Here is a 16,709-nt window from a genome sequence, read left to right on the forward strand (position 1 = left end):
AAAGCGGGCCTGTCGGGCGGGCTTTCCTGTGTGTGCAATTTCGGTCGAAGCGCCGGCCCGCAACGCGCGGACGGACTTCTCTCGAAATCGAATAGACAGAGATTGAATGTTGAAACAGGCGACATGATAGCACGATGACGGATGATCGTGCAAATTGCCGGGAAACGCCCGGCTGGCGGGGCGTCCGGCGGGGGCGGCTCGGGTATGATCGGCGGCGCACGGCGGGGCCGTGCGGCTCCTGGTGGCGGGGGCCGAATTCACGAGGAACCGGATGACCGAACTGATGAGGATCGCGGCGCTGTTTGCCGCTACCGCGCTGGCCGAAATCGTCGGCTGTTACCTGCCGTGGCTCGTGCTGAAGGACGGCCGGCCGGTGTGGTTGCTGGTGCCGGCCGCGCTGTCGCTCGCGCTGTTCGCATGGCTGCTGACGCTGCACCCGAGTGCGGCGGGGCGCACTTATGCCGCGTACGGCGGCGTGTATATCGCGGTGGCGCTGGTCTGGCTGCGGGTGGTCGATGGCGTTGCGCTGACCCGCTGGGACGTGGCCGGCGCGATGCTTGCGCTCGGCGGAATGGCGGTCATCGCACTGCAGCCGCGCGCGTGAGCGCGGCCGCGGCGCGAGCCGCCGGCCGCCTGCTTCAAGCCGCTTCGGCGGCGCCTGCGTCGGCGGACGTGCGCCACACGCAGGTGCCCTTGACCGATTTGTCGAGCTCGTCGAGCTGCGCCTGGTGCGCGGCGAGTTCGTCGTCGCTCGCGGCCACCACGGCCAGGTCGAGCGCGGCGAGCGACACACGCTGGCCGTTGGCTGCACCGCCGTCGGCGCCCGCGTCGTCGAGCATGTCGATCACGAGGCTGTCCTGGCCGCGCGTCATGGCCAGATACACCTCGGCGAGCAGCTCCGAGTCGAGCAGTGCGCCGTGCAGCGTACGGTGCGCGTTGCTGATGCCGAAGCGGTCGCACAGCGCGTCGAGCGAGTTGCGCTTGCCCGGGAACATCTGCTTGGCCTGCACCAGCGTGTCGATCACGCCGCCGCAATGCTCGGTGAACGGCGGCAGGCCGAGCCGCGCGAATTCCGCGTCGAGGAAGCCAAGGTCGAACGGCGCGTTGTGGATGATCAGCTCGGCGTCCTTCACGAAGTCGAGGATCTGGTGGGCGACTTCCGCGAATTTCGGCTTGTCGCTCAGGAATTCGGTCGTGAGGCCGTGCACCGCCAGTGCACCCGGATCGCTGTCGCGTTCGGGGTTCACGTAGAAGTGCAGGTTGTTGCCGGTGAGCCGCCGGTTCAGCAGCTCGACGCAGCCGATTTCGATGAGGCGGTCGCCCGTGCGGGCGTTCAGGCCGGTGGTTTCGGTATCGAGAATGATCTGGCGCATGTCGGGAAAAACAAAGGAAACAGGGGAGCGGCCCGCGTTCAGGCCGTGAGCGATTCGACGCCGCGATTCGCGAGCGCGTCCGCGCGCTCGTTTTCGGGATGGCCCGCGTGGCCCTTGACCCAGCGCCACTCGACCTCGTGCTGCGCGACGAGCGCGTCGAGCCGCTTCCACAGGTCGGCGTTCTTCACGGGCGTCTTTGCCGCGGTGACCCAGCCTTTCTTCTTCCAGCCGTGGATCCACTCGCTGATGCCTTTCTGCACGTATTGCGAGTCGGTATGCACGATTACCTGGCACGGCCGCTTCAGCGCTTCGAGCGCGGCGATCACGCCCATCAGCTCCATGCGGTTGTTGGTCGTGTTGGGCTCGCCGCCGAACAGCTCCTTCTCCTTGTCGCCGTAGCGCATCAGTGCGCCCCAGCCGCCGGGGCCGGGGTTGCCCTTGCAGGCGCCGTCGGTATAGATGTCGATGGTATCGGTAGTCATGAATGTTCTTGATGGGTGGTCGGGGAGGCCGCCGGCGTCAGGCCCGGTGCGAGCACGGGCTTCTTCATCCGGATCTGGCCGACGAGGCGCATGCCGCGCACGCGCTTGACGGCCGTCACCATGTAGACGGCGCCGAAGATCGGCCACCAGCGGTCGCCGGCGGCTTCCATGAAGCCGTAGCGGGCCAGCCACTGGTCGGTGGCGAGCGGCGGCCGGTAGCAGCCGAAGCGGCCGCGTTCGAGGTCGAAGCCGAGCAGCTTGATCCAGTCCTTGAGCCGGATGAACGCGATCTGGTCGCGCGTGGCCGGCACGAACGGGCGGTTCGCCATGCGCCCGAACGATTGCCGCATGCCCCACAGGCTGAGCGAATTGAAGCCGGTGATCACGAGCTGGCCTTCCGGCATCAGCACGCGCTCGGCTTCGCGCAGCAGCCGGTGCGGATCGGACGTGAATTCGAGCGTGTGCGGCATCACGATCAGGTCGACGCTCTGCGACTCGAACGGCAGGTCGAGCAGGTCGCACCAGGTCGTGCTGCGGCCGTCGGGCGCGTGCTCGGGCGCATGCGCTTCGCGCGCCCACGGATACTGGTACGGCGCGCTCGCGCCGCTCGCCGGATCGAGCACGAGGCCGCGATACGGCATGCGGTTCTCGCGCAGCGCGTCGAGCTGCGGCAGGCCGAGCTGCAGCGCGTGGAACCCGAAGACGTCGGATACGATCCGGTCGAGCTGCGCCTGCTCCCAGCCCAGCACGTAGCGGCCGGGTGGTGAGTCGGTCCAGGCGGGCCAGTCTATAATTTGACGATCGGACATAACGATGATTGGGCGCCCATGAACGAGCTGGAATACGTGCCGGTTCCGGCATTCGATGACAACTATATCTGGCTCGTCTCGGACGGCCGCGATGCGGTCGCCGTCGACCCGGGTGAAGCCGCGCCGGTGCGCCGGGTTCTTGCCGAACGAGGCTGGCGGTTGACCGCTATTTTACTCACGCACCATCACGCCGACCACGTCGGCGGTGTCGCGGCCCTGCGAGCTAGCCAACCGGACGATGTTCCGCTCGTCGTTTACGGCCCCGCGGCCGAGGCGATCGGCGTGGTCACGCGGCCGCTTTCGGGCGGCGCGCGCGTGACGCTCGACGCGCCGGCCGCCACGTTCGACGTGCTCGACGTGCCGGGCCATACGTGCGGCCACATCGCCTATTTCCAGGCGGCCGGGCCGGGCAACGCGGCGCCGCACGTGTTCTGCGGCGACACGCTGTTCTCGTGCGGTTGCGGGCGCCTGTTCGAAGGCACGCCCGCGCAGATGCTCGCGTCGCTCGACGCGCTCGCGGCGTTGCCGGGCGACACCCACGTGCATTGCGCACACGAATACACGCTGTCCAACATCCGCTTCGCGCTCGCGTGCGAACCCGGCAATGCGGCGCTCGCCACGTGGCGCGACGACGCACAGGCGCTGCGCGCGCGCGGCGTGCCGACACTGCCCACTACGATCGCGCATGAACGCGCCGTTAACCCGTTCATGCGTGCGGACAGCGATGCGATCCGCGCGACGCTCGAGGCCGAACTGCACAAAACGGTGCCGGATCGTCTGACGGCGTTCACGCTGATGCGCGAGTGGAAAAACCGGTTCCGATGATGATTTCCGGAGGACTCCAAAGCTCAAGCAGTGTCTGTAAAAATTGCTCCAAATGTAGGATTTCGCTGAGTTTTCGGTGTTTTTATTGACGTGAAGCACGCACTTCCGTAGTATCGCCTGCAATTTCCAGCCGTCGGAAGCAGAGATTTTCATGCGACTTATATTGAGTGCGATGGTGGTTCTGCTGCTCGCCGCTTGTGCGAGCCAGGCCCCTGTCGCCAACAACGCCGCCGATTCGCAGGCGACGTCCACCTACCTCCGTAAATCAGCCACCGCCAAAGAAACTGTCGACGTCGACAAGCAATCCGTCGGCGACCTGACCAGTGCAGACTCCGATCTCTGGGGTCGCATCCGCCGCGGTTTCCAGATGCCGGACCTGCAGACCGACCTCGTCGACATGCAGACCACGTGGTACACGCAGCGCCCGGACTACGTGCAGCGCATGACCGAGCGTTCGCAGAAGTACCTGTACCACATCGTCGAGGAACTCGAGGCGCGTCACATGCCGACCGAGCTCGCGCTGCTGCCGTTCATCGAATCTGCGTACAACCCGCAGGCGCTGTCGGTCGCGAAGGCGGCCGGCATGTGGCAGTTCATGCCCGGCACGGGCCGCACGTACAACCTGAAGCGCAACATGTGGCAGGACGAGCGCCGCGACGTGCTCGCGTCGACGAGCGCCGCGCTCGACTACCTGTCGCGCCTGCATGACATGTTCGGCGACTGGTATCTCGCGCTGGCCGCGTACAACTGGGGCGAGGGCAACGTGCAGCGCGCGATCGCGCGCAACCAGGCGGCCGGCCTGCCGACCGACTACCTGAACCTGCGGATGCCGAACGAGACGCGCAACTACGTGCCGAAGCTGCAGGCGGTGAAGAACATCATCGCGAATCCGCAGCAGTACGGCCTCGCGCTGCCGGACATCCCGAACCACCCGTATTTCGTGACGGTCACGACGTCGCGCGACATCGACGTGGCGGTGGCCGCGAAGCTCGCGAACCTGTCGCTCGACGAATTCCGCTCGCTGAACCCGTCGTTCTCGAAGCCGGTGATCCTCGGCGCGACCGAGCCGCAGATCCTGCTGCCGTTCGACAACGCGTCGGCCTTCGAGAAGAACCTGAAGGCGTACAACGGCCAGCTGTCGTCGTGGACCACCTATACGGTCAGCGAACGGGCGCGGCCGGCCGCGATCGCCGAGAAGATCGGCGTGGACGCCGATACGCTGATGTCGATCAACAAGATTCCGGCCGGCATGCGCCTGAAGCCGGGCTCGACGATCGTCGTGCCGCGCGGCGATGACGACGACGAGGACATCAGCGCCGACGTCGCCGAAAACGGCGCGCTCGCGATGGAACCCGACGTACCCGACACGCGCAAGATGCTGATCCGCGTGCGCCGCAAGCAGTCGATGGCGGCGATCGCCGGCCGCTACGGCGTGTCGGTCGGCCAGCTCAAGGCGTGGAACCGTACGCACCGCGATCTCGTGATGCCGGGCCAGGCGCTCGTGCTGCACGTGCCGGTCGGCCGTTCGGTGCCGGCGGAACCCGGTCCGGAGCGGATCGCGACGTCGGCCGGCGGGGCGCACATCGAGCGCGCGAGCCTGGCGGTGGGCGGCAAGTCGCACGGCGCGAAGCGCGGCGCGGCGAAGCCGGCGGCCAAATCGGCGAAGGCGGCACCGGCCAAGGCCGCAGCGCACAAGGGCAAGAAGAAGTAACGCAGTCGCGAGCGCATCGTGCGGCCGGCCCGGTTCGCGCGGTTGCGGTATCATCCGACGAAATGCAAGGAAACGCCGTCACCGAGGTGACGGCGTTTTTGTTTGTGCGCGGCGCGGGGGCGCTGCTTCGAAGGCCTTCATATAACAGGGAGAGGTGATGTCGTCGGTGCAGGTGAGGGTGCTCGCGCTGTTTTCGGTCGGGTATTTCGTGTCGTACGTGTTTCGCGGTGTCAATCTGGGTTTCGCGCCGTTCGTCACGCACGAGCTCGGATTGTCGGCCGCCGATCTCGGCCTGCTCACCAGTCTCTATTTCCTCGGCTTCGCGGGCGCGCAGATCCCGGTCGGCGTGATGCTCGACCACTTCGGCCCGCGCCGCGTGACGGCCGGCATGCTGCTGTTCGCGGCTGCCGGCGCGGCCGTGTTCGGCGCCGCGCACAGCCTCGGCACGATGATGGTCGGCCGGCTGCTGATCGGCGTCGGCGTCTCGGTGTGTCTCGGCGCGGCGTTCAAGGCGCTCGCGCAGCATTTCCCGGTCGGCCGGCTGCCGCTCGTCAACGGCCTCGTGATGGCCGTGGGCGGGCTCGGCGGCGTGATGGTCGGCTCGCCGCTCACCTGGCTGCTCGGCTGGACGAGCTGGCGCGCGATCTGTTTCGGCCTCGCGGTGCTGACGGTGATCGTCGCGGCGTCGATCGGGCTGGGCGCACCGGAGGCGCGGCAGGTGCGCCACCAGGGCGGGCTCGTCAGCCAGTTCAAGGGCACGTGGCACATCCTGAGCAGCCGTGCGTTCTGGAAGATCTCGTCGTTTTCCGTCGTCACGCAGGGTGTGTTCTACGCGATGCAGTCGCTGTGGGTCGGGCCGTACCTGCGCGATGTCGCGGGGTTCGATGCGTCGCATGCCGCGCGCCTCGTGTCGGTGCTCGGCTTCGCGATGATGGCCGGCTGTGTCGGATTCGGCGCCGCGGCGCGGGTGCTCGAGCGGCGCGGCGTGTCCGTATACGCGTTCTGCGGCGTGGGCATGGCGCTGTTCGTCGCGACGCAGGCCGCGATCATCGCGCGCGTGCCGTTGTCGCCGGCCGTGCTGTGGGCCGCCTACGGGATGTTCGGCGGCGTCGGCATCCTGACCTACGCGGTGATGGCCGGGCATTTTCCCGCTCACCTGATCGGCCGCGCGAACACGACGCTCACGCTCGTGATCTTCGTGCTGATCTTTGCGTTCCAGATCGGTGTCGGCGCGGTGCTGTCGCACTGGCCGGCGGTCGACGGCCGCTATCCGGCGGCCGCGCACTTCACCGCTTGGGGCGTGCTGCTCGCGCTGCAGCTCGCGAGCGCGGTCTGGTACGTCTGGCCCGCGCGCGGCGCTGGTCAAGTGCACTGATCCGGCGGTACGCTGGTGAGTAGGGCGGCCGCGTAAACGGGGCCGCAGCGTGTTGTGCCGCGTCGCCGGACGTGGCGCGCGCACGATCGGACGGCCATATCAATTGAAGATAGGGCCATTTTCAGGCTATAATTTGAAAGTTTGTGCTGATCAACCTCGCACCCTAGCGCCTACCTCATTCATCCCGTTCATCCGCCGCACACCGCCTGCCGGGCGATGCCGCGAAGCCTCGTGCGCCACGCGCCGGGTTCGCGTCTCGACAACGCAGGCCGCGTCCAGCAAGCGACCACGCGCGCCCACGCAGCGCGGCGCTCGCGCGGCAGGGTAAACAGGTCGGCAGCAGGGTGTTCCCCAAGGAGCCTCCCGTGTTGCCGTCTTTTACTCCCGCCTTGCTTGCACTCGCCGACGGCACGGTCTTTCATGGTTATTCGATCGGGGCCGAAGGCCATACGATCGGCGAAGTCGTGTTCAATACCGCGATCACCGGCTATCAGGAAATCCTGACTGATCCGAGCTACTCGCGCCAGATCGTCACGCTCACCTATCCGCATATCGGCAACGTCGGCGTCAACGCCGAAGACGTCGAAGCCACGAAAGTCCATGCCGCCGGCCTGATCATCCGTGATCTGCCCTCGCTCGCATCGAACTTCCGCATGGACCGCACGCTCGGCGATTACCTGCGCGACGAAGGCGTCGTCGCGATCGCCGGCATCGACACCCGCAAGCTGACCCGCATCCTGCGCGACAAGGGCGCGCAGAACGGCTGCATCCTGACGGGCTCGGACGACGAAGCGAAGGCGATCGAGCTCGCGCGCTCGTTCCCGGGTCTCGCGGGCATGGATCTCGCGAAGGTCGTGTCGACCACGAAGCCGTTCGAATGGAAGCAGACCGAATGGCGCCTCGAAGGCGGCTACGGCATGCAGGAAGCGCCGAAGTACCGCGTCGTCGCGTACGATTTCGGCGTCAAGTACAACATCCTGCGCATGCTCGCGGAGCGCGGCTGCCACGTGACGGTGCTGCCGGCACAGGCGAGCGCGGAAGATGCGCTCGCGCTGAATCCGGACGGCGTGTTCCTGTCGAACGGCCCCGGCGATCCGGAACCGTGCGACTACGCGATCGCGGCCACGAAGCAGTTCATCGAGCGCGGCGTGCCGACCTTCGGCATCTGCCTGGGTCACCAGATCATGGGCCTCGCGGTCGGCGCGAAGACGCTGAAGATGAAGACGGGCCACCACGGCGCGAACCATCCGGTGAAGGATCTCGGCGACGGCCGCGTGGTGATCACGTCGCAGAACCACGGCTTCGCGGTCGACGCGGATTCGCTGCCGGCCAACGCGCGCGTGACGCACGTGTCGCTGTTCGACGGCACGCTGCAGGGCTTCGAGCTGACCGACAAGCCGGCATTCTGCTTCCAGGGCCACCCGGAAGCGTCGCCCGGCCCGCACGACATCGGCTACCTGTTCGACCGTTTCACCGCGCTGATGGACGCGGCGAAGCAGCGCAACGCCTAACGTCAACGACGCAACCGAAGGACGGGAGATTCGCATCATGTTCGGCCACGCACTCGGCATCACGGATATCTGGACCTACGTGTTCGGCGTGATCTTCATCATCCTGCTGCCGGGGCCGAACTCGATGTACGTGCTGTCGCTCGCGGCACAGCGCGGCGTGAAGGCCGGCTATCGCGCGGCGTGCGGCGTGTTCGTCGGCGACACGGTGCTGATGGTGCTGTCCGCCGCCGGCGTCGCGTCGCTGTTGAAGGCGAACCCGCTGCTGTTCTCCGTCGTCAAGTACGGCGGCGCCGCGTATCTGCTCTACATCGGCACCGGCATGCTGCGCAGCGCGTGGCGGAAGCTGCGCGCGCCGGCCCATGCGCCGGCCGATGCGCCGCCCGCGGTCGACGGCGAGCGGCCGTTCCGCAAGGCGCTGATCGTGAGCCTGCTGAATCCGAAGGCGATCCTGTTCTTCATCTCGTTCTTCATCCAGTTCGTCGACCCGGCATTCCCGCATCCCGCGCTGTCGTTCGTCGTGCTCGGGGCGATTGCGCAATGCGCGAGCTTCCTGTACCTGAGCACGCTGATCTTCGCGGGTGCGCGGCTGGCCGAGCACTTCCGCCGCCGCCGCAAGCTTGCAGCAGGCGCGGCGAGCAGCGTGGGCGGCCTGTTCATCGGATTCTCGGTGAAGCTCGCGCTCGCCACGATGAGCTGAGCGCAGCCGGCCGACCCACGACAACGATTACTTATTGAATTCACAAGCCATGCCAAAACGCACAGACATCAAGAGCATCCTCATCATCGGCGCCGGCCCGATCATCATCGGCCAGGCGTGCGAGTTCGACTATTCGGGCGCGCAGGCTTGCAAGGCGTTGCGTGAGGAGGGCTACAAGGTCGTTCTCGTCAACAGCAACCCGGCGACGATCATGACCGACCCGAACACGGCCGACGTGACCTACATCGAGCCGATCACGTGGGAAGTCGTCGCGCGCATCATCGAGAAGGAGCGCCCGGACGCGATCCTGCCGACGATGGGCGGCCAGACCGCGCTGAACTGCGCGCTCGATCTGCACCACCATGGCGTGCTCGAGAAGTTCGGCGTCGAGCTGATCGGCGCGTCGCCGGAAGCGATCGACAAGGCGGAAGACCGCCAGAAGTTCAAGGAAGCGATGACCAAGATCGGTCTCGGTTCCGCGAAGTCGGGCATCGCGCACTCGATGGAAGAAGCGACCCAGGTGCACGCCGAGATCATGGCGCTCACCGGCGGCAGCGGCTACCCGGTCGTGATCCGTCCGTCGTTCACGCTCGGCGGTTCGGGCGGCGGCATTGCCTACAACCGCGAAGAGTTCGAAGAGATCTGCAAGCGCGGCCTGGATCTCTCGCCCACGCGCGAGCTGCTGATCGAAGAATCGCTGCTCGGCTGGAAGGAATACGAGATGGAAGTCGTGCGTGACCGCGCCGACAACTGCATCATCGTCTGCTCGATCGAGAACCTCGACCCGATGGGCGTGCACACCGGCGACTCGATCACGGTCGCGCCGGCGCAGACGCTCACCGACAAGGAATACCAGATCCTGCGTAACGCATCACTCGCGGTGCTGCGCGAGATCGGCGTCGACACGGGCGGCTCGAACGTGCAGTTCTCGATCAACCCGCGGGACGGCCGCATGGTCGTCATCGAAATGAACCCGCGCGTGTCGCGTTCGTCGGCGCTCGCATCGAAGGCAACGGGCTTCCCGATCGCGAAGGTCGCGGCGAAGCTGGCGGTCGGCTACACGCTCGACGAGCTGAAGAACGAAATCACCGGCGGCCAGACCCCGGCGTCGTTCGAGCCGACGATCGACTACGTCGTCACGAAGATCCCGCGCTTCGCGTTCGAGAAATTCCGCGAAGCCGATTCGCGCCTGACCACCCAGATGAAGTCGGTCGGGGAAGTGATGGCGATCGGCCGCACGTTCCAGGAATCGTTCCAGAAGGCGCTGCGCGGCCTCGAAGTGGGCGTCGACGGTCTCGACGAGAAGTCGACCAATCGCGACGAGATCGCGATCGAGATCCACGAGCCGGGCCCGGACCGCATCTGGTACGTCGGCGATGCGTTCCGGATCGGCATGACGGCCCAGGAAATCTTCGAGGAAACCGCGATCGACCCGTGGTTCCTCGAGCAGATCGAGCAGATCATCCTGAAGGAAAAGGCGCTCGGCGGCCGCACGCTCGCATCGCTGTCGTTCGACGAACTGCGCTACCTGAAGCAGAGCGGCTTCTCCGACCGCCGCCTCGCGAAGCTGCTCGGCGCGACGCCGGAAGACGTCCGCAAGCGCCGCATCGAACTCAACGTGCGCCCGGTCTACAAGCGCGTCGACACCTGCGCGGCCGAGTTCGCGACGAAAACGGCCTACATGTACTCGACCTATGAGGAAGAGTGCGAGGCGCAGCCGACCACCAACAAGAAGATCATGGTGCTGGGCGGCGGCCCGAACCGGATCGGCCAGGGTATCGAGTTCGACTACTGCTGCGTGCACGCGGCGCTCGCGATGCGCGAGGACGGCTACGAAACGATCATGGTCAACTGCAACCCGGAAACGGTGTCGACCGACTATGACACGTCCGACCGCCTGTACTTCGAGCCGCTGACGCTGGAAGACGTGCTCGAAATCGTCGACAAGGAAAAGCCGGTCGGCGTGATCGTCCAGTACGGCGGCCAGACGCCGCTGAAGCTCGCGCTCGACCTCGAAGCGCACGGTGTGCCGATCGTCGGCACGTCGCCGGACATGATCGATGCGGCCGAAGACCGCGAACGCTTCCAGAAGCTGCTGCAGGACCTCGGCCTGCGCCAGCCGCCGAACCGCACCGCACGCGCCGAAGAGGAAGCGCTCGCGCTGGCCGACGAAATCGGCTATCCGCTGGTCGTGCGCCCGTCGTACGTGCTGGGCGGCCGCGCGATGGAAATCGTCCACGAGCCGCGTGACCTCGAGCGCTACATGCGCGAGGCCGTGAAGGTGTCGAACGATTCGCCGGTGCTGCTCGACCGCTTCCTGAACGATGCGATCGAGTGCGACGTCGACTGCATCTGCGACGGCGAAGCCGTGTTCATCGGCGGCGTGATGGAGCACATCGAGCAGGCGGGCGTCCACTCGGGCGACTCGGCATGCTCGCTGCCGCCGTACTCGCTGTCGAAGGAAACCGTTGCCGAACTGAAGCGCCAGACGGGCGCGATGGCGAAGGCGCTGAACGTGGTCGGCCTGATGAACGTGCAGTTCGCGATCCAGCAGGTGCCGCAGGTGGACGGTTCGAAGCAGGACATCATCTACGTGCTGGAAGTGAACCCGCGCGCATCGCGCACGGTGCCGTACGTGTCGAAGGCGACCAGCCTGCCGCTCGCGAAGATCGCGGCGCGTGCGATGGTCGGCCAGAAGCTCGCGCAGCAGGGCGTGACGAAGGAAGTCGAGCCGCCGTACTTCAGCGTGAAGGAAGCGGTGTTCCCGTTCGTCAAGTTCCCGACCGTCGATCCGGTCCTCGGGCCTGAAATGCGTTCGACCGGCGAAGTGATGGGTGTCGGCCAGACGTTCGGCGAAGCGCTGTTCAAGTCGCAGCTCGCGGCCGGTTCGCGCCTGCCGGAGTCGGGCACGGTGCTGCTGACCGTGATGGACGCCGACAAGCCGAAGGCGGTCGAAGTCGCGCGCATGCTGCACGACCTCGGCTACCCGATCGTCGCGACGAAGGGCACGGCTGCCGCGATCGAAGCGGCCGGCGTGCCGGTGAAGGTCGTGAACAAGGTGAAGGACGGCCGTCCGCACATCGTTGACATGATCAAGAACGGCGAGATCGCACTCGTGTTCACGACGGTCGACGAAACGCGCCAGGCGATCGCCGATTCGCGTTCGATCCGCATGAGCGCGCAGGCGCACAAGGTCACGTACTACACGACGATGTCGGGCGCGCGCGCGGCGGTTGAAGGCCTGCGCTACCTGAAGGATCTGGAAGTCTATGATTTACAAGGTCTTCACGCTCGCCTAAACTAAGCAGTCAGTTACCTGTCGAAGCAACACGTGCCGCGATTAGGCGGTGTTTCCAGTGCATCGGAAACGCGCTTAATCGCGGTGATTTTTTTTAAAGCCGTTTTTAGCGATTGAGCCGTTTATGAGCACCATTCCGTTGACAAAGCGTGGCGCGGAACTCCTGCGCGATGAATTGCAGCGCCTCAAGTCCGTCGAGCGGCCGGCCGTGATCAACGCGATCGCGGAGGCCCGCGCACAGGGCGACCTGTCCGAAAACGCCGAATACGATGCCGCGAAGGAAAAGCAGGGCTTCATCGAGGGTCGTATCGCGGAACTCGAATCGAAGCTGTCGGCCGCGCAGGTCATCGATCCCACCGTGCTCGATGCCGAAGGCCGTGTGGTTTTCGCATCGACCGTCGAACTCGAGGATCTCGAGTCGGGCGACACCGTCAAGTACCAGATCGTCGGTGACGACGAAGCCGATATCGATCACGGCCTGATCTCGGTCAGTTCGCCGATCGCACGCGCGCTGATCGGCAAGTCCGAAGGCGACGTCGCGGCCGTGCAGGCGCCGAGCGGCGTGCGCGAGTACGAAATCATCTCGGTCAGCTACATCTGAAGCGGGGCGACGTGATGCCGCATCGCGTGTTCCGTCTGCTGTCGGCCGTGTGGGTCGGCAGCCTGCTGACGATCGGGTATGCGGTCGCGCCCGTGCTGTTCAAGACGCTGGAGCGGATGACGGCCGGTTCGGTCGCCGCCCAGCTGTTCCGTATCGAGGCGATCCTCGGTGTCGTGTGCGGCGTGCTGCTGCTCGCGTTGTCGAACCAGCAGGTGCGGCGCGGCAGCAGCGAGTATCGCCGCGTGCGCTGGATCGTCGCCGCGATGGTCGTGTGTGTGCTGGTCGGGTATTTCGCGCTGCAGCCGTTCATGAATGCGCTGCGGGTGGCCGCGATGGACGCGGGCACCGATATCGCGAACTCGCCGTATGCGAGCCGCTTCGGGATGCTGCACGGCGTCTCGAGCGTGTTCTACCTTGTCGAGAGTGTGCTGGGGCTGATGCTGATCTGGCGTCTGCCGGCGCGCGACGCCTGACGCGAATGCCACGCAGGCCCGGTCGATGCCGGGCCCGCGGGCAGGGTGGCGGCACGGTGAGCCGTGCCGCCTCGATGCTTACTTGTCCTGGAACGGACGCTTCGTGCTGGCCTGGCGCTTCTTGGCGCGCTTCACGTTACCGCCTGCCGTCACGCGCTCGTTGCCGCGCACCGTGACCTTTACCGGCCGCGGGCGGCGCACGGGGCTTGCGTTCGGCGACACCTTGACGACCTTGACGGTGCGCGGTGCACGGCCTTTCTTGTCGTCGACGGCTTCGGCCGCGCTCGGCAGCGTGCCGGCACGACGGCCGCGGGACGGGGCCGCTGCGGCGGCTTCGGGCTTCCAGATCACCAGCAGCTTGCCGATGTGCTGGATCGGCGCCGCGCTCAGGCGGTCGCAGATCTCGTCGTAGATCGCGATGCGCTCGTCGCGCTCGTCGCCGAACACACGGATCTTGATCAGCTGGTGCGCATCGAGGTGCACCTTGATTTCCTTCAGTACGGCGTCGGTGAGCCCTTCGGCGCCGATCAGCACGACGGGCTTGAGCGCATGGGCCTGGGAGCGCAGCGCGGAGCGCTCGGCGGGAGAAAGCGAAAGGGCGGGCATGGAAATGTCGAAATCTAAATAAGGGCGCGCTGACTGAATAGCGATCGCGGGAAGTTACCGCGTCAGCCGTGCGCCGAAACCACGTAAAATCGCGGCTTGGGCCTGAAAAGGGGCCGCAGCCGCGCGAAGAAGACGCGTATTATCCGCTAAAAGCGCGGCTTCACGAAGCAATGGGCAGCAATCTCTCTCTCGAATGGCAAAAAACCGCTTCAACCAGCACTGGCTGCACGACCACATCAACGACCCCTACGTCAAAATGGCGCAGCGGGAGGGCTATCGCGCGCGCGCCGCGTACAAGCTGAAGGAAATCGACGAGCAGGACAAACTGATCCGTCCGGGCCAGGTGATCGTCGACCTCGGCGCGACGCCGGGCAGCTGGAGCCAGTATGCCCGCAACAAGCTCGCGCAGGGCAAGAAGCGTGACGCGGAGCGCGAAGGCGGCATCGACGGCACGATCGTGGCGCTCGACATCCTGCCGATGGAGCCGATCGCCGACGTCCACTTCCTGCAGGGCGACTTCCGCGAGGACGAAGTCCTTCACCAGCTCGAAGAAGTGCTCGAAGGGCGCGCGGTGGACCTTGTTATTTCCGACATGGCCCCCAACCTCTCTGGCGTGGCCTCGGCAGACGCGGCGCGCATCGAGCATCTGTGCGATCTGGCGCTCGAATTTGCGCAGAATCATCTGAAGCCGGATGGTGCGCTGCTCGTGAAATGCTTTCACGGCAGCGGCTACAGCCAGATCGTCGAGAAATTCAAACAGCAGTTTAAGACCGTCGCGCCGCGCAAGCCGAAGGCGTCCCGCGACAAATCGTCCGAAACGTTCATTTTGGGTCGGCATCTGAAACGTCCGCGCTGATGCGCAGCGAGGTGCCGCAAACGGGCTCCGGCCCTTGCCAGACAAGCGAAGCGCTATCGCGGCGGTTGTCAATGCTTATGGCGAGGGTGGTCGGACTGGATTAGAATGACCGAGGGGCGCCGCAAGGAAAATGTAGGCGCTCGTCTACGAGTGAAGGAGTGGTGCTTTGAACAACAATATGTTTTCGAAGGCAGCGGTGTGGCTGGTGATCGCACTGGTGCTGTTTACGGTGTTCAAGCAGTTCGACAAGCCCCGCGTCCAGGAAGGCGTGTCCTATTCGCAGTTCATGGACGACGCCAAGAACGGCAAGGTCAAGAACGTCATCGTTCAGGGGCGCAACCTCACCGTCACTCCGGCTGATGGCCAGAAATACCAGATCGTGTCGCCCGGCGACATCTGGATGGTTGGCGATCTGATGAAGTACGGCGTGCAGGTCAGCGGCAAGGCCGACGATGAGCCGAATGCGCTGATGTCCGCGCTGTACTACCTCGGGCCGACGATCCTGATCATCGTGTTCTGGTTCTACATGATGAGGCAGATGCAGGGAGGCGGCAAAGGCGGCGCGTTCTCGTTCGGGAAATCGCGCGCGCGGCTGATCGACGAGAACAACAACGCGGTGAACTTCTCCGACGTCGCGGGCTGCGACGAAGCGAAGGAAGAAGTGTCCGAGCTCGTCGACTTCCTGCGCGATCCGCAGAAATTCCAAAAGCTGGGCGGTCGCATTCCGCGCGGCGTGCTGCTCGTCGGCCCCCCGGGTACCGGCAAGACGCTGCTGGCTCGCGCGATCGCGGGTGAAGCGAAGGTGCCGTTCTTCAGCATCTCGGGTTCGGACTTCGTCGAAATGTTCGTCGGCGTCGGCGCGGCTCGTGTGCGCGACATGTTCGAGCAGGCGAAGAAGCATGCACCGTGTATCGTGTTCATCGACGAAATCGACGCGGTCGGCCGTCATCGCGGCGCCGGCATGGGCGGCGGCAACGACGAACGCGAACAGACGCTGAACCAGATGCTCGTCGAGATGGACGGCTTCGAGGCGAACTCGGGCGTGATCGTGATCGCCGCAACCAACCGTTCCGACGTGCTCGACAAGGCGCTGCTGCGTCCGGGCCGTTTCGACCGCCAGGTCTACGTCGGTCTGCCGGACATCCGCGGCCGCGAGCAGATCATGCGCGTTCACCTGCGCAAGGTACCGATCGCGAACGACGTTGATGCGGCAGTCATCGCACGCGGCACGCCGGGCTTCTCGGGCGCCGATCTCGCGAACCTCGTGAACGAGGCGGCGCTGTTCGCCGCACGTCGCGGCAAGCGCATCGTCGAGATGCAGGATTTCGAAGACGCGAAGGACAAGATCTTCATGGGTCCGGAGCGCAAGTCGGCCGTGATCCGCGAAGAAGCGAAGCGTGCGACCGCTTATCACGAGTCGGGCCACGCGGTGATCGCGAAGCTGCTGCCGAAGGCCGACCCCGTGCACAAGGTCACGATCATCCCGCGCGGTCGCGCGCTGGGCGTCACGTGGCAGCTGCCGGAGCATGACAACGAAACGTACTCGAAGGACTACCTGATGGACCGCCTTGCGATCCTGTTCGGTGGCCGGGTGGCGGAAGAGTTGTTCATGAACCTGGTCAGCACCGGCGCATCGGACGACTTCAACAAGGCAACGCAGACGGCACGCGCGATGGTGGCCCGTTTCGGCATGACCGACGCGCTCGGGCCGATGGTCTACGTCGACGACGAAAACGATGCATCGCCGTTCGGCCGCGGCTTCACGCGCACGATCTCGGAAGCGACGCAGCAGAAGGTCGATTCGGAAATCCGCCGCGTGCTCGACGAACAGTACGGCCTTGCGCGCCGCCTGCTCGAAGAGAACCGCGACAAGGTCGAAGCGATGACCGCCGCGCTGATGGAGTGGGAGACGATCGATGCCGATCAGATCAACGACATCATGGAAGGCCGTCCGCCGCGCTCCCCGAAGAGCTCGCCGGCTGTCGGCGGCGATTCGTCGGGTGGTGGCAGCAGCGCCGAGGTGAAGCCCGGCAACGCGCCGGCGCCGGCTTCGCCGGCGGCATAATCTCCGCTTTAGCGCCGTTCACGGGCT

At 65.7% G+C, this 16,709-nt stretch carries 15 protein-coding genes; 11 read left to right on the plus strand and 4 right to left on the minus strand.

Annotated elements, in window-relative coordinates:
* Positions 1–271: 271 nt before the first annotated feature.
* Positions 272–604 carry a YnfA family protein gene (locus tag CFB82_RS06980; RefSeq protein ID WP_089483715.1) on the plus strand — a complete coding sequence of 111 codons (333 nt, stop codon included), beginning with the start codon at positions 272–274 and terminating at the stop codon, positions 602–604.
* Between the two features lie 34 nt (positions 605–638).
* On the opposite strand, the gene dnaQ is transcribed toward CFB82_RS06980, so the two are convergent.
* Genes dnaQ through CFB82_RS06995 form a run of 3 tightly spaced genes read right to left on the minus strand, consistent with a single transcriptional unit; the run spans position 639 to position 2,664 of the window.
* Positions 639–1,373 (minus strand): DNA polymerase III subunit epsilon, encoded by a 735-nt coding sequence (dnaQ, locus tag CFB82_RS06985; RefSeq protein WP_089483716.1) that lies wholly within the window; start codon positions 1,371–1,373, stop codon positions 639–641.
* Between the two features lie 38 nt (positions 1,374–1,411).
* On the minus strand, positions 1,412–1,855 hold the full coding sequence (gene rnhA / locus CFB82_RS06990; protein WP_039347704.1) for a ribonuclease HI: 444 nt from the start codon (positions 1,853–1,855) through the stop codon (positions 1,412–1,414).
* A complete protein-coding gene (locus CFB82_RS06995) occupies positions 1,852–2,664 on the minus strand; it encodes a class I SAM-dependent methyltransferase (RefSeq protein WP_069247641.1) in 813 nt (270 codons plus the stop codon). Before CFB82_RS06995 ends, rnhA begins: the two co-directional genes overlap by 4 nt.
* Before the next feature lie 18 nt (positions 2,665–2,682).
* Here CFB82_RS06995 and gloB point away from each other — a divergent pair, with 18 nt between their 5' ends.
* The 8 genes from gloB to CFB82_RS07040 all read left to right on the plus strand — a co-directional run bounded on the left by gloB (position 2,683) and on the right by CFB82_RS07040 (position 13,155).
* Positions 2,683–3,489: a hydroxyacylglutathione hydrolase gene (gene gloB / locus CFB82_RS07000; RefSeq protein ID WP_089483717.1), complete on the plus strand. Its 807-nt coding sequence runs from the start codon at positions 2,683–2,685 to the stop codon at positions 3,487–3,489.
* 151 nt (positions 3,490–3,640) lie between these two features.
* Complete coding sequence (locus CFB82_RS07005) at positions 3,641–5,200, plus strand: transglycosylase SLT domain-containing protein (RefSeq protein WP_089483718.1); 1,560 nt, start codon at positions 3,641–3,643, stop codon at positions 5,198–5,200.
* A gap of 157 nt (positions 5,201–5,357) precedes the next feature.
* On the plus strand, positions 5,358–6,575 hold the full coding sequence (locus CFB82_RS07010) for an MFS transporter (RefSeq protein ID WP_089483719.1): 1,218 nt from the start codon (positions 5,358–5,360) through the stop codon (positions 6,573–6,575).
* 365 nt (positions 6,576–6,940) lie between these two features.
* Positions 6,941–8,086, plus strand: coding sequence for a glutamine-hydrolyzing carbamoyl-phosphate synthase small subunit (gene carA, locus CFB82_RS07020; protein WP_089483720.1), 1,146 nt, complete (start codon positions 6,941–6,943; stop codon positions 8,084–8,086).
* Positions 8,087–8,123: 37 nt separating this feature from the next.
* Complete coding sequence (leuE, locus tag CFB82_RS07025) at positions 8,124–8,783, plus strand: leucine efflux protein LeuE (protein WP_089445333.1); 660 nt, start codon at positions 8,124–8,126, stop codon at positions 8,781–8,783.
* 49 nt (positions 8,784–8,832) lie between these two features.
* On the plus strand, positions 8,833–12,087 hold the full coding sequence (gene carB / locus CFB82_RS07030) for a carbamoyl-phosphate synthase large subunit (RefSeq protein ID WP_089483721.1): 3,255 nt from the start codon (positions 8,833–8,835) through the stop codon (positions 12,085–12,087).
* A 118-nt stretch (positions 12,088–12,205) separates the two neighbouring features.
* Positions 12,206–12,682, plus strand: coding sequence for a transcription elongation factor GreA (gene greA / locus CFB82_RS07035; protein ID WP_057927897.1), 477 nt, complete (start codon positions 12,206–12,208; stop codon positions 12,680–12,682).
* A gap of 14 nt (positions 12,683–12,696) precedes the next feature.
* The gene (locus tag CFB82_RS07040; protein ID WP_006497614.1) at positions 12,697–13,155 is read left to right on the plus strand and encodes a DUF4149 domain-containing protein; all 459 of its coding nucleotides are present in this window, start codon (positions 12,697–12,699) and stop codon (positions 13,153–13,155) included.
* Positions 13,156–13,233: 78 nt separating this feature from the next.
* On the opposite strand, the gene CFB82_RS07045 is transcribed toward CFB82_RS07040, so the two are convergent.
* Positions 13,234–13,761 (minus strand): YhbY family RNA-binding protein, encoded by a 528-nt coding sequence (locus tag CFB82_RS07045; protein WP_089445335.1) that lies wholly within the window; start codon positions 13,759–13,761, stop codon positions 13,234–13,236.
* A gap of 193 nt (positions 13,762–13,954) precedes the next feature.
* Here CFB82_RS07045 and CFB82_RS07050 point away from each other — a divergent pair, with 193 nt between their 5' ends.
* Entirely contained in the window at positions 13,955–14,617 is a 663-nt protein-coding gene (locus CFB82_RS07050; RefSeq protein WP_046545366.1) for an RlmE family RNA methyltransferase, read from the plus strand.
* 166 nt (positions 14,618–14,783) lie between these two features.
* The gene (gene ftsH, locus CFB82_RS07055) at positions 14,784–16,682 is read left to right on the plus strand and encodes an ATP-dependent zinc metalloprotease FtsH (protein WP_069247647.1); all 1,899 of its coding nucleotides are present in this window, start codon (positions 14,784–14,786) and stop codon (positions 16,680–16,682) included.
* The last annotated feature ends 27 nt before the right edge of the window (positions 16,683–16,709 follow it).

The organism is Burkholderia sp. HI2714, assembly GCF_002223085.1.
GTDB lineage: Bacteria > Pseudomonadota > Gammaproteobacteria > Burkholderiales > Burkholderiaceae > Burkholderia > Burkholderia lata_D.

Bases quoted from the DNA above. Each gene is read 5' to 3' on its own strand.
- CFB82_RS06980 (WP_089483715.1), top strand. From the start codon at position 272: ATGACCGAACTGATGAGGATCGCGGCGCTGTTTGCCGCTACCGCGCTG.
- dnaQ (WP_089483716.1), bottom strand. From the start codon at position 1,373: ATGCGCCAGATCATTCTCGATACCGAAACCACCGGCCTGAACGCCCGC.
- rnhA (WP_039347704.1), bottom strand. From the start codon at position 1,855: ATGACTACCGATACCATCGACATCTATACCGACGGCGCCTGCAAGGGC.
- CFB82_RS06995 (WP_069247641.1), bottom strand. From the start codon at position 2,664: ATGTCCGATCGTCAAATTATAGACTGGCCCGCCTGGACCGACTCACCA.
- gloB (WP_089483717.1), top strand. From the start codon at position 2,683: ATGAACGAGCTGGAATACGTGCCGGTTCCGGCATTCGATGACAACTAT.
- CFB82_RS07005 (WP_089483718.1), top strand. From the start codon at position 3,641: ATGCGACTTATATTGAGTGCGATGGTGGTTCTGCTGCTCGCCGCTTGT.
- CFB82_RS07010 (WP_089483719.1), top strand. From the start codon at position 5,358: ATGTCGTCGGTGCAGGTGAGGGTGCTCGCGCTGTTTTCGGTCGGGTAT.
- leuE (WP_089445333.1), top strand. From the start codon at position 8,124: ATGTTCGGCCACGCACTCGGCATCACGGATATCTGGACCTACGTGTTC.
- carB (WP_089483721.1), top strand. From the start codon at position 8,833: ATGCCAAAACGCACAGACATCAAGAGCATCCTCATCATCGGCGCCGGC.
- greA (WP_057927897.1), top strand. From the start codon at position 12,206: ATGAGCACCATTCCGTTGACAAAGCGTGGCGCGGAACTCCTGCGCGAT.
- CFB82_RS07040 (WP_006497614.1), top strand. From the start codon at position 12,697: ATGCCGCATCGCGTGTTCCGTCTGCTGTCGGCCGTGTGGGTCGGCAGC.
- CFB82_RS07045 (WP_089445335.1), bottom strand. From the start codon at position 13,761: ATGCCCGCCCTTTCGCTTTCTCCCGCCGAGCGCTCCGCGCTGCGCTCC.
- CFB82_RS07050 (WP_046545366.1), top strand. From the start codon at position 13,955: ATGGCAAAAAACCGCTTCAACCAGCACTGGCTGCACGACCACATCAAC.